The sequence below is a fragment of the Methylobacterium sp. Leaf104 genome (assembly GCF_001422885.1).
GTDB lineage: Bacteria > Pseudomonadota > Alphaproteobacteria > Rhizobiales > Beijerinckiaceae > Methylobacterium.
Genome location: NZ_LMMZ01000023.1, coordinates 150,097 through 162,791, shown reverse-complemented (window position 1 = coordinate 162,791; position 12,695 = coordinate 150,097). Strand labels below are relative to the sequence as shown.

The window sequence follows — 12,695 nt, the reverse complement described above, 5'->3', positions numbered from 1 at the left end:
AGACGCAGGGGTTAGTTTTGACTGGCACGAGAAAAATCACGAATACGGCTCTCGGAGACGAACTAAGAGATTATGTTATAGAAATACTTGAAGCAGATGGACATAGTATTTCGCGAGAGCAGCGGGTAGATACAAAGAAAATAGACATAATTCTTCGTCTGGACGATGATTTCGTAACGCAGACGATTGCGATCGAATGCAAGAATGTTTCAAAAAACTTGAGTCAACAAGATATTACAGAAATATATGCAGATCACCTTAGCTTAATAGAAGCAAAAAAGATAAACCAAATTTGGGTTATTGCTAGGAAAGACTATTCGCCTGAGGCGAAGAACTGGGCGGAAAATCGACCTAATCTATCAATTTTTACTATTGCAGAGTTCGAAGAGCGTGCGCATGGCTTTCGTCGGTATGTAAGGCAGCTAATGGAGGTTTTCAACGAAGATGATCTAAATCATTATTACATTCAACAAAGAGACTCGGAAGGTAAAAAGCTTATAGAATCAGTTATTTCTTGGATAGACAGTGATGAAAATCGTCCACTTGCTCTGCTCGGTGGGTATGGAATGGGGAAAACGTCGTTTTGCAGGTACCTTGTTTCGGAGATTAGCAAGAAATATTTGAATGACGCAGTCAATCGCGTTCCTATCTACGTCAGATTATCCGACATTTCAAAACAACAGGACTTAGACGGGCTTATTGCGAAAACCATTGCTCAGAGATATCGTATAAAAGACTATTATTTCGAAAAATTTCTGAGATTCAACAAGAATGGGAAATTTGTTGTAATATTTGATGGTTTTGATGAAATGAAGCACGCCCTTAACTGGGCGGATTTCAAATATAATTTTTCTCAGATCAATAGCATATTAAAGGGCAAGGCAAAAATCATTGTTGCCGGGCGTCCGAACGCATTTCTCTCAGACGACGAGCATAATTGGGTGCTCCGGGGCATGAGAAGTACAGGCGAGTATGTAGCTAATGTAGCTGACTGGCCGAAATATATTGAAATAGAAATGCAATATTTTTCTATGGAAGATGCCCGACTTTTCCTAAGACTGTATCTGGAAAATCACTGTCGAAATAGAAGTTCTGATGGCGTGATTCAAGCCGATCAACAGGCTTGGATTGATGGCCGGCTGGATGAATTTTCCAAGCTTAAAATCAGAGAAGATCTTTTTCGACCAGTCCATCTCAAGATTTTTTCTGACATTGCAACTGACGAAAGTGTAAAACTTAGGGAATTTAACGTTTTTGAGTTATATAGCGTTTCAACTTCGCGCATCGCTGAGCGCGAATCTCAAAAAGTAGAACGATCGTTTATAGACTCCGCTGTGAGACAGTCTGCTATCGAAGAGATAGCTTGGTGGCTCTGGGAAAAGACAAATGGGCGTTCCTTAAGTTTCAATCCGAGGGAGGTGCCACCCTCATACATTCGACAGGCATTCCCTGCTCAGACAGAAATTTCTGATGAGGCAATGTATCGGGAAATCTTCTCGGGATCTTTCGTCGAGCGAAAATTTGGTGAGAATTATTATTTTTCCCATCGTTCATTCCTCGAATATTTTGTTTCAAAAAAACTTGCTAGAAGTCGAGCATCAAGAATGACTTTGGCTCAGATCAATAATAATATTAATCCTGAGATTATGAACTTTATAGTCCAGGGACGGCTTGTCGATGATTTTATGGGTTATATATTTGAGCTTATGCAGATTTCATCTGCTGAGATAGAAATTTATTTGTTAGCACAAATATGTATTTATACTAACGAAAAAGGAATAGACATTCGAAAATCTCAAGCGGCCGCAAGTATGCTTCTTCGCTATGCGTTTATTTATACCGAGGATATGGACCATGGCAACGGAGAAGACATTGTAAAACTTATACTGGAAGATTTTCAATCTGAAACGGTGGAAAAACGTGAAACTGCATTAGTTTTTGCTGCTGATTTCATTCGGTCGAACACAGGAACTGCAAGCGCGAAGCTATTGGCGGAAGCTGTTATTAGGCAATGTTTGGCAGCTGTTGAATGGAAATATTGGTACTTCAAGCAAACGGAAGTAGCAACATTTCCAAAATTGTCATTTTCGCGAAAGAACTTGTTCGAATTTTTGATATTACGAAATTCAAGAATTGCGGCAGAGGCCAGCTCTGCTGGAAAGCCAGTGATAGTAGTTGATTTCGACAGATTTTATAACGATGTCTATAATATTCGTCCTCCTAGACTGGTGCCGGCTGGCCGGTTGCCCATTGAAAGATCAAACATAAATACTTACAGATTTGAATTTGATCAGGTTATGACTGGGGTTAAATCGACATTATTTAGTAACGCTCTTGATGTTTTGCGCAAAGGTATAGCGGCACGCATTGATATATAGAATGCTTAGTAGCTTTGATATTTTAGATGGTTTCGTTTTTCGTTTCTGTCATCAAAGCCACAGCCACAAAACTAACCCCAGCCGCCACGGCCAGATAAAGCCCCACCCAACCGACACCACCCCACTCCGACAGCCGCTGCGCCAGGTACGGCGCAGCGGAGGCCCCCAAAATCCCCGCGAGGTTGTAGGTCACGCTGGCGCCGGTGTAGCGCACGCGGGTCGGGAAGAGTTCGGGCAGCAGCGCGCCCATGGGGCCGAACAGCCAGCCCATCGCGAACAGGCCCAGGCACAGGAAGCCGAGGACGAGGCCGCCCTGGCCGCTGCCGAGCATCGGGCCCATCAGCAGGCCGAGGCTCGCGGTGAAGATCAGGCCGGAGAGCAGGACGGGGCGGCGGCCATAAGCATCGGCGGCCCAGCCCGAGAGCGGGATGCCGAGGCCCATGAACAGCACGGCCACGCACTCGAAGAGCAGGAAGGTCGGCCGGGTGAAGCCCAGCGTCGAGACGCCGTAGCTCAGGGCGAAGACGGTGGAGAGGTAGAAGACCGCGTAGCAGGCCACCATCGCGAAGGTGCCGAGCAGGGTCGCGCGGATGTACTTCGTGAAGATCACCGCCAGCGGCACCTTCTCGGGGGCGGCCTTCTCCAGGGCGGCCTTGAAGACCGGGGTCTCGGTGAGCTTGAGGCGCACATAGAGCCCGACGCCCACGAGGACGGCCGACGCCAGGAACGGGATGCGCCAGCCCCAGGCCTGGAAGTCGGCGGGGCTGAGCGCCAGGGCGAGGCCGAGGAAGCCCAGATTGGCGGTGATGAAGCCCACGGGCGCGCCGAGCTGCGGGAAGATGCCGTAGAGCGCGCGCCGGCCCGGCGGCGCGTTCTCCACCGCCAGCAGGGCCGCCCCGCCCCACTCGCCGCCGAAGCCGACGCCCTGGCCGAAGCGCAGCACGCAGAGGGCGAAGGGCGCCCACCAGCCGGCGGTGGCATAGGAGGGCAGGCAGCCGATCAGCACCGTCGACAGGCCCATGATCATCAGGGAGGCCACCAGGGTCGCCTTGCGCCCGACCCGGTCGCCGAAATGGCCGAAGAAGGCCGCGCCCATGGGCCGCGCGATGAAGGCGATGGAGAAGGTCGCGAAGGCGGCCAGCGTCTGCACCGCCGGATCGCCGGGCGGGAAGAAGATCGGCCCGATCACCAGGGCGGCGGCCGTGGCGTAGACGTAGAAGTCGTAAAACTCGATCGCGGTGCCGACGAAGCTGGCGATGAGGATGCGCGCCGCCGGCACGGCCGCCTCGGGCGTCGTCTGCGGGCGGGCGAGGGTCGGGCGGGTCGCGGTCTGGCTCATGGCCGGGGCCATAGCTCAGGCGCGACCGGCAGGATAGCGCTGGTTTCGGGGCCGGGCGCGGCTTCCCCTCCCCCTTGCGGGGAGGGATCAGGGGTGGCGGCGGCACCGGCGGCCTCCGCACGCCGCGGGTCACCTAGCCACCCCCACCCGCGATCCCTCCCCGCAAGGAGGGGGACGGCGCGAGCGCCCCGCCTTGACCCCCTCCCCCGTCCGTCATAAAGAACTCTCGTTCGTTTCAGCGGATGGCGTGCTCTTCCGCCGGTGCCCGGTCCGGCGCTAGAAGACAGGCAAGAGACCACACGCGCGAGCGGGCCGGCGGGCCCGGGAGGATTTCTCGATGACCGATCGTCTGCCTGGCTTCAACACGCGGGCCATCCATGCCGGCGCCGCGCCCGACCCGACCACGGGCGCGCGCGCCACCCCGATCTACCAGACCGCCTCGTTCGTGTTCGACGATGCCGAGCACGCCGCCTCGCTGTTCGGGCTCCAGGCCTTCGGCAACATCTACTCGCGCATCACCAACCCGACCAACGCGGTGCTGGAGGAGCGCGTCGCGGCGCTGGAGGGCGGCACCGCCGCGGTGGCGGTGGCCTCGGGCCACGCCGCCGAGTTCCTGGTGATGCACGCCCTGATGCAGCCCGGCGACGAGTTCATCGCGGCCGACCGGCTCTACGGCGGCTCGATCAACCAGTTCAACCATTCCTACAAGAACTTCGGCTGGAACGTGGTCTGGGCGCAGACCGACGACCCCGCCTCCTTCGAGCGCGCGATCACGCCGCGCACCAAGGCGATCTTCTGCGAGTCGATCGCCAATCCGGGCGGGGTCATCACCGACATCGCGGCGCTCTCGGAGATCGCCAGGCGCCACAACATCCCGCTCATCGTCGACAACACGATGGCGAGCCCCTACCTGATCCGCCCCTTCGAGCACGGGGCCGACATCGTCGTGCACTCGGCGACGAAGTTCCTCGGCGGCCACGGCAATTCCATCGGCGGCCTCGTGGTCGACGGCGGCACCTTCCCGTGGGCGGGCGACGCGCGCTACCCGATGCTGTCGGCGCCGCGGCCGGAATATGCCGGGATGGTGCTGGGCGAGACCTTCGGCAACTTCGCCTTCGCCATCGCGGTGCGGGTGCTGGGCCTGCGCGACCTCGGGCCGGCGCTCTCGCCCTTCAACGCCTTCCTGCTGCTCTCGGGCATCGAGACCCTGCCCCTGCGCATGCAGCGCCACTGCGACAACGCGCTGGCCGTGGCGAGCTTCCTGCAGAGCCACCCGGCGGTGGCCTGGGTCAGCTATCCGGGGCTGGAGACGGACAGGTACCACCAGCTCGCCCGGCGCTACACGCCGCACGGCGCCGGCGCGGTGTTCACCCTCGGCCTCAAGGGCGGCTACGAGGCGGGCGTCGAGCTCGTCGCGAACCTGACCCTGTTCTCGCATCTGGCCAATATCGGCGACACCCGCTCGCTGATCATCCACCCGGCCTCCACCACCCACCGCCAGCTCACCGACCCGCAGCGGGTCGCCGCCGGGGCCGGCCCGGAGGTGGTGCGGCTCTCGGTCGGCCTCGAGGATCCACAGGATTTGATCGCCGACCTCGACGCGGCCCTGAGCGCTTGAGTGGAGCCGTGTTAACCCTCCCTTTACCAAGTTGGGCCGAGGCTGGGGCCGCGATCACCGGAGGTGGCGATGTCGGCCTGGGCATTCGTGGAACAGATCAACGACGGACTGGCGTTCCTGGCCATCCTGGCGGCCCTCGTCGTCCTCGCGGTGGCCTTCGCCCCGGAGATGCCGGCGCGGCGCCTGCCGGCCCCGGCGAAACGGATGCGCGACACCGGCCGTTATTGACGCCACCGCCGGCTGGGCCTAGGCCCCCGTCTCACCCCTGTCGCGAGATCGTCCGGCCGCCGATGCAGCAAGACCCGCCAGACCTCCCCGTCGTGCTCCTCGTCGAAGATGACGGCCTGCTCCTGATGGAAGCCGCCGACACCCTCGCGGAGGCCGGGTTCGAGGTGCTGGAGGCCAGCCACGCCGACAACGCCCTGACGGTGCTGGAGAGCCGCGGCGACGTCGGCGTGCTGATGACCGACGTCGACATGCCGCGCGGCTCCATGGACGGCTTCGCCCTGGCCCGCCTGGTGGCGCATCGCTGGCCCGCGATCCCGGTGCTCGTCGTCTCCGGCATGGGCACGCCCGGCCCGCACGACATGCCCGACGGGGCGCGCTTCATCCCGAAGCCCTACGAGCCCTCGACCCTGGTCCGGACCCTGCGCGCCTTCGCCCGCCGCGCCGCCTGACCGCTCCCCCGACCTTCACAGACGGGAGGCCCCGATGGCCACCGAGACCCAGACCCATCGCTTCGCGACCCAGGCGATCCATGCCGGCGCCGCGCCCGACCCCGCCACCGGCGCCCGGGCCCAGCCGATCTACTTCACCAACGGCTTCGTCTTCGAGGACACCCAGCAGGCGGCGGACATCTTCGCCATGCGCCGCACCGGGTTCTCCTACTCGCGCGGCTCGAACCCGACCGTGGCCGCCCTGGAGCGCCGCGTCGCCGCGCTGGAAGGCGCCAAGGCCGCCGTGGCGGTGGCCTCGGGCCAGTCGGCCGTGCTCATGGTGCTGATGACCCTGATGAAGAGCGGCGAGGCCTACGTCGCCTCCTCGCGCCTCTTCGGCGGATCCCTCGGCCTGATGAACCGCCTCGACGGGCGCTACGACCTCAAGCCCCAGTTCACCAAGGGTCTGACCCCCGCCGATTTCGAGGCCGAGATCACCCCGGAGACCCGGGCGATCGTCTGCGAATCCATCGTCAATCCCTGCGCCACCGTGATGGATCTGGCCGGCATCGCCGAGGTGGCGCGCCGGCACGGCCTGCCGCTGGTCGTCGACAACACCCTCGCCTCCCCGGCCCTGATCCGGCCGATCGAGCACGGCGCCGACATCGTCATCCACTCGACCTCGAAGTTCCTCGGCGGCTCGGGCCAGACCATCGGCGGCGTGATCTGCGACGCGGGCCGGTTCGACTGGGCCGCGATCCCCGGCCGCTACAACCTGATGAGCGAGCCCTGGGCCGATTACGACGGCCTCGTGCTCACCGAGCGCTTCCCGGACTTCGCCTTCGCCTCGGCCTGCCGCGTCTTCGGCATGCGCGAGCTCGGCCCCGGCCTGTCGCCCATGAACGCCTTCCTGACGCTGACCGGCATCGAGACCCTGCCGCTGCGGATGGAGCGGCATTGTTCGAACGCCAAGGCCGTGGCGGCCTTCCTGAAGGACCATCCGGCCGTGGCCTGGGTGAGCTACCCGGCGCTGCCTGGCCAGGAGGGCGAGGCGATGGCCGCGCGCTACGTGCCGCAGGGGCCGGGCTCGATCTTCACCGTCGCGCTGAAGGGCGGCGAGGCGGAGGCGGTCAGGTTCATCATGAGCCTGAAGCTGATCTCGCATCTCGTGAACATCGGCGAGATCAAGTCCCTGGCGATCCACCCGGCCACCACGACCCACCGCCAGCTCGACCCCGCCGACAAGGCCGCCGCCAAGGTCGGCCCCGAGACGGTGCGCCTCTCGATCGGCCTGGAGAGCGTCGAGGACCTCATCGCCGACGTCGAGCAGGCCCTGGCGCAGCTGGGCTGACGCGGCCCCGGTCGCGGCGTTGCCGGGACCGGAATCCGCGCCGGGTCAGCGCCCGCTTTCCTGGGACACCTCCATCACCAGGCGGGTCGCGAGGTAGAGCCGCGGCGTGATGCTGGCGAGCACGGCGAACTCGTCGGCGCTGTGATAGTGGCCGCCGACGATGCCGAGGGACTCGAGCAAAGCGGGCTTCGCCGGGCTGTCCGGCTGGAAGGCGTAGCCCGCATCGGTGCCGCCGCCGATCTCCGCCAGGGCGAGCGGGGCGCCCAGCTCGCCATAGATCGCCCGGGCCCGTTCGCCGAGCGCCTGCGTCGCCGGGTTCTGCGGCAGCGGCGGCCGGCCCCGGGCGAGATCGAAGCTGACCTGCGTGTCGGGCACGCGATGGCTGCCGACGATCCGGCGGGCCTGGGTCAGCACCCTGTCGTACTCGCCGGGCACGAAGTAGCGCATGTCGCCCTCCGCCCGGGCCGCCTCCGGGATGATGTTCGGCTTGGTCCCGCCCTGGACCACGGTCCAGTGCAGGCTGGTCCCCTTGCCGGAGTCTCCGAGGTCCTGCAGCTGCAGGATCTGGTGGGCGAGCTCGACCACGGCGTTGCGGCCGGCCTCCGGGGCGCCGCCGGCATGGGAGGCGCGGCCCTTCACGGTCAGGCTCGCGTAGTTGATCCCCTTGGTGGCCACCGTGACGGCATCGACGCCGGCATCCGCGAAGGACGGCTCGAAGGACAGCACCACGTCCTGCTCGCGGGCGACCCGGGCGATCTCGTCGCGCGACCCTCGCGAGCCGCGCTCCTCGTCGGGATTGAACACCACCGTGAGGGTGCCGTAGCGGTCGAAGCGCAGGGTCTCGAGAGCCGCCATCAGGTGCAGGATCATCGCGATCCCGCCCTTGGCATCGGCGACGCCGGGGCCGTAGGCACGGCTGTCGCGCTCGGTATAGGGGCGCTTGGCGGCGTCGCCGGTCGCGAAGACGGTGTCGTAATGCACCAGCAGCATGATCTTGCGCGTGCCCGTGCCGGATCGCGTGCCGATCAGGGTGTTGCCGCCGAAGGCGGGGGCGGCCCGGCTCTCCACCGCGAGCCCCGCCGCCTCCAGGCGCGACCTCAGGACCGCCTCGACCTTGGCGAGACCGGGGACGTCGCCGGTGCCGGTATCGACGTCCACCAGACCCTTCAGGGTCTCGCGATAGGGGCCGTCCTGGGCCTTGACCGCCGCGAGCACGGCCTCGTCCGGCGCGGCCCACGCGGCGACGGGCGACAGGATGACGAGCAGCGCGAGGGCGAGGGCAGCGTTCGGGCGCATGGCGATCCTGATCGGCGAAGGGCGAGGCCGGGCTCGCCTTCTCGGAGCATGGGGCAGCCATGCTCCGAAATCGCCGGGGCATCAACTCGGCGGGAAGCGCCGCACCGGCGAGGCCCGGTCGCCTCAGGCGATGCGCAGGATCGGGCTCGCAGCTTTGTCCAGGGTCTCCGCGTGGTTGCCCAGGAACCAGGGTACGCGGCCTTCCGGCATCGGCTTGCCGTAGAGGTATCCCTGCACGTGGGTGCAGCCGTTCTCGCGCAGGAAGGCGGCCTGCTCCGGGGTCTCGACCCCCTCGGCGGTGACGTCGAGGCCGAGGCTGCGGCCGAGCTGGAGCACCGCCGTGACGATGGCGGCGTCGTTGGCGTCGCGCTCCAGGTCGCGGATGAAGCTGCGGTCGACCTTGATCTCGTGCACCGGGAACTGCTTCAGGTGGGTGAGCGAGGCGTAGCCGGTGCCGAAATCGTCCAGCGCCACCTGGATGCCGCTGCCGTGCAGCTCGGCCAGCACGTCGCTGACCCGGTCGACATGGCTGCCGAGGAGGACGGTCTCGGTCACCTCGACGCCGATCCGGCTGCGCGCAAGTCCGGCGGTGTCGACGTCGTTCAGGAAGGTGCGGGCGAGGTCGCCCTGCGCGAACTGCACCGAGGAGAGGTTGAGGAAGACGCGGCCGGGATCGAGTCCGAGGCTGGTCCAGTGCAGGATGTCGGCGATGATCCGGCGGCGCAGGGCATCGCCCACCGCGACGCCGATCTCGGGATCGTCGAACACCGCCGAGAAGGCGCCGGGCATCAGCAGCCCCCGGGTCGGGTGCTGCCACCGCGCCAGGGCCTCGAAGCCGATCACCGCCCCGGAGGCCAGGTTGATCTTCGGCTGGTAGTGGGGCACGAGCCCGCCGCCCGCGTCGAGGGCGGCGCGCATCTCGCGCGTCACCGTCACCCGGTCCTCGATGCTGGCGCGCAGGGCCGGAACGAACAGGGTCGCGCGGTTCCGCCCCGAGGCCTTGGCGGCGTAGAGGGCGAGGTCGGCATTGGTGAACAGGTCGGCCGAATTGCCGGCATGATCGGGATAGAGGGCGAGGCCGAGGCTGGCCCGGGGCGCCACGACGCGCCCGCTGATCGACATCGGCGGGTGCAGGGCGTCCAGGATGTCCGTCGCGAGGCCGTGGATGCTCGACCGTCCGGACGCGTCGCGCCCGGTGGAGAGGACCACGAACTCGTCGCCGCCGAGGCGGGCGACGAGGTCGTCGGGTCCGATGACGCCGCACAGGCGGCGGGCGACCTCCTTCAGGAGCGCGTCGCCGGAATCGTGCCCGAGGGTGTCGTTGACCTCCTTGAACGCGTCGAGGTCGAGCAGGATCAGCCCGACCGGGGCGGATTCCGCCGCGGCCCGCCCCAGGGCGGCATCGAGGGTCGCCTGGAACAGGGCCCGGTTCGGCAATCCGGTAAGCACGTCGTGATGGGCGGCCGTGCGGATCTGCGCCTCGGCGGCCTTCCGGCTGGTGATGTCGACGAGGCTGGACACGTGACAGGCCGTCCCGTCGATCTGAACGCATTCGATCGACAGGAGGACCTCCCGGCGCTCGCCCGTGAGCGTGACGATGCTCGTCTCCCGGTCCCGGACGACGGCCTGGCGGTCGAGCACGGCCTGCATCTCGCGGCGATCGGCGGAGGCGATGAAGGTCCGGTTGGCGTAGTTCGACAGGGCGTCCCCGGGGGCGAGCCCGAAGAACGCGATCCCGGCATCGTTGGTGCTGATGATCTGCCCGTTGGCCGCCAGCGAGACGACGATCGGAACCGGTACCGCCCGGAACATCGTCTCGAACAGCGCGCGGCTCTCCGCGAGCGCCCCGTTCGTCCGGCGCTCGGCCTCGGTCGCCGACCATTCGAGGCGCCTGAGCCGGTTCGACCACGCCACGAACAGCAGGATCGTCAGATTCGCGAGGACGACCTCGAGGGTCAGGCCGATCACCGTCACCGGCAGGGCCCGCGGCATCAGGTAGCCCGCCAGCAGCACGATCGCCGAGAAGCTGCCGGCGGCCACCGTCCAGGCGAAGCGCAGCGGCAGCACCAGCATGAAGGCGGCCGGGATCATCAGGGTCGCCGCCAGGGCGACGTCCGACTGGGAGGCGCACAGGACGGAGGCCGCCACGCTGAGCACGGCCTGCCAGGTGACGAGCAGCCATTGCAGGCCGGAGAAGTGCCGGATGCGCGGCAGGACGAGGAGGCTCGCCAGCGTTGCCGCGACGATGCCGAGGCGCGCCGCCAGCATCGGGCCGAAGGCGGCCTGACCGCCGGTCAGGGTGCCGTCGGCGGCCAGAAGCAGCACCTCGATGGCGATGCAGACGAGGAAGATCAGCTGCGTGTGGCGCAGGGTCTCCGGCAGCCGCTCCGCCCGGAACGCCGCTTCGCGGGATCGGCAGGCGAATTCGCCCCCGAAGGTCGTGAGACGATCGTTCTGCATGCCGCTGTAGTGTGCCATGCAAATATAGCGCGCGGGTTAAGAGCGCCTGCGCAGTCTCTCCTCACTGCGGCCGGCGGCTCATCAGGGCGCGCAGCGCCCCCCGCATCGTGCGCACGTCCTGCTCGGTCATGGCCATGCGGTGGAGCATGTCGCGCATGTTGCGGGCGATGATGTCCCGCTTCTCCGGCGGATAGAACCCGGCCGCCGCGAGGCTGTCCTCCAGGGTTCCGAACAGAGAGGCCATCGCCTCGCGGGTGGCGGGGGGCGACAGCATCTCGCCGCTGAAGGGCAGCGCCGAGAGGCCGGCCGCCCGGCGCCACTCGTAGCCCATCAGCAGCACGCCCTGGGCGAGGTTGAGCGAGGAGAAGCGGGGATCGACCGGGAAGGTGACGATGGCGTCGGCCAGCGACACCTCGTCGTTGTCGAGGCCGGACCGCTCGCGGCCGAACAGGATGCCGACCCGCTGGCCGGCCCGGGCCGCGACGTCGCGCATCGCTTCGTCCGGGGGAAAGACCCGCTTCATCTGCCCGCGCTCGCGGGCCGTGGTCGCCAGCACGTAGTGCATGTCGGCGATCGCCGCGCCCAGGGTGTCGAACACCACGGCGCCGTCGAGGATGTGGGTCGCGCCAGAGGCCGCCTCGCGCACGCCCTTCTTGGGCCAGCCGTTCTTCGGCGCCACCAGGCGCAGCTCCGACAGGCCGAAATTCGCCATCGCCCGCGCCGTCATGCCGATGTTCTCGGCGAGCTGGGGCTGGACCAGGATGACGACGGGGCCGGCGGGGGACTCGGACGGATTCATCGGGCAGTATTCACCGGGCGGTATTCATCGGGCAGTGTTCATCGGGGTCTGACGTCATCGCATCGCAAGCTTCGGGATCGGCCGGGGCGGGTCCGGCGGCGCCCGGCCGGCCCTCTCGCACGGGCCGGCCGGGAGGGCAAAGCGCCCGCGGCCGGCCCCGGCCGGTCGCGGCCTCAGATCTTTCCGTCGAGGCCCATCTGGTAATATTTGTGGACGATCCTGTCCTGGTTCTCCAGGAGCCAGTCGATGGACGGCTCGTTGGTCATCGCCTTGCGGATCGCCTCGGTCATGCCCCGGCGCTGGATGTCGAACAGCGCCTTGTGGTCGACGCTCTGCGCCTCGATCACGCCGGGGCTGAGCCAGACCGAGCAGATGATGCCGAGGTCGTTCGCCTTCTCCTTCGGAATGTAGCCGGCGCGGACCGCATCGAGCACGCCGTTGGCGATGGCGAACTGCACCGTGCCCATCAGGATCGAGGTGTACTTGCTCTCCGTGACGCTGACCTTCGAGACGCACAAGGTCACCGGCCGCACCATGATGTCGGTGTTCAGGAGCGCGAAGACCCGGCTGTGGCCGACCACCTGGTCGCCCGTGAGGGTGGCGAGCGCGGTGCCCACCGGCCCGTCGAGCTCGCCGATGATCACCTCGGGCTCGGACGCCGTGTTCGGCGGCCCGCCGGCGACCAGGGCCTCGCCGGCCCGGAGGATGATGCGTTCGCTCATGGTGATCTCTCGAGAGGGGGTGCGGAGCCGCCGGAGGCGCGCAGGCGTGCCGTCCGGCCGGTTCCACGGGGACGGC

10 protein-coding genes are annotated in these 12,695 nt (G+C 65.1%); 5 read left to right on the top strand and 5 right to left on the bottom strand.

The genetic code is table 11. The features are described from left to right. Window positions 1–17: 17 nt before the first annotated feature. The gene (locus ASF49_RS23130; RefSeq protein WP_156653003.1) at window positions 18–2,378 is read left to right on the top strand and encodes an NACHT domain-containing protein; all 2,361 of its coding nucleotides are present in this window, start codon (window positions 18–20) and stop codon (window positions 2,376–2,378) included. 22 nt (window positions 2,379–2,400) lie between these two features. Here the strand turns inward: ASF49_RS23130 and ASF49_RS13320 are convergent, their stop codons facing one another. Further along, window positions 2,401–3,717 (bottom strand): MFS transporter, encoded by a 1,317-nt coding sequence (locus ASF49_RS13320; RefSeq protein ID WP_056474353.1) that lies wholly within the window; start codon window positions 3,715–3,717, stop codon window positions 2,401–2,403. A gap of 337 nt (window positions 3,718–4,054) precedes the next feature. Here ASF49_RS13320 and ASF49_RS13315 point away from each other — a divergent pair, with 337 nt between their 5' ends. The 4 genes from ASF49_RS13315 to ASF49_RS13305 all read left to right on the top strand — a co-directional run bounded on the left by ASF49_RS13315 (window position 4,055) and on the right by ASF49_RS13305 (window position 7,342). Further along, window positions 4,055–5,335, top strand: a complete 1,281-nt coding sequence (locus ASF49_RS13315; protein ID WP_056473513.1) for an O-acetylhomoserine aminocarboxypropyltransferase — start codon at window positions 4,055–4,057, stop codon at window positions 5,333–5,335. A 69-nt stretch (window positions 5,336–5,404) separates the two neighbouring features. Next, window positions 5,405–5,563, top strand: a complete 159-nt coding sequence (locus ASF49_RS23690) for a hypothetical protein (protein WP_156653002.1) — start codon at window positions 5,405–5,407, stop codon at window positions 5,561–5,563. Window positions 5,564–5,625: 62 nt separating this feature from the next. Beyond that, entirely contained in the window at window positions 5,626–6,012 is a 387-nt protein-coding gene (locus ASF49_RS13310; RefSeq protein WP_056473511.1) for a response regulator, read from the top strand. 34 nt (window positions 6,013–6,046) lie between these two features. Then, window positions 6,047–7,342: an O-acetylhomoserine aminocarboxypropyltransferase/cysteine synthase family protein gene (locus ASF49_RS13305; RefSeq protein WP_056473508.1), complete on the top strand. Its 1,296-nt coding sequence runs from the start codon at window positions 6,047–6,049 to the stop codon at window positions 7,340–7,342. 45 nt (window positions 7,343–7,387) lie between these two features. Here ASF49_RS13305 and ASF49_RS13300 read toward each other — a convergent pair whose 3' ends face one another. The 4 genes from ASF49_RS13300 to ASF49_RS13285 all read right to left on the bottom strand — a co-directional run bounded on the left by ASF49_RS13300 (window position 7,388) and on the right by ASF49_RS13285 (window position 12,619). Continuing rightward, complete coding sequence (locus tag ASF49_RS13300; protein ID WP_056473507.1) at window positions 7,388–8,638, bottom strand: glutamate carboxypeptidase; 1,251 nt, start codon at window positions 8,636–8,638, stop codon at window positions 7,388–7,390. A gap of 123 nt (window positions 8,639–8,761) precedes the next feature. Further along, on the bottom strand, window positions 8,762–11,116 hold the full coding sequence (locus ASF49_RS13295) for a putative bifunctional diguanylate cyclase/phosphodiesterase (protein ID WP_082511250.1): 2,355 nt from the start codon (window positions 11,114–11,116) through the stop codon (window positions 8,762–8,764). A gap of 43 nt (window positions 11,117–11,159) precedes the next feature. Further along, complete coding sequence (locus tag ASF49_RS13290) at window positions 11,160–11,897, bottom strand: RNA methyltransferase (protein ID WP_056473502.1); 738 nt, start codon at window positions 11,895–11,897, stop codon at window positions 11,160–11,162. A gap of 173 nt (window positions 11,898–12,070) precedes the next feature. After that, a complete protein-coding gene (locus ASF49_RS13285) occupies window positions 12,071–12,619 on the bottom strand; it encodes a formaldehyde-activating enzyme (protein ID WP_056473500.1) in 549 nt (182 codons plus the stop codon). Between the last annotated feature and the right edge of the window lie 76 nt (window positions 12,620–12,695).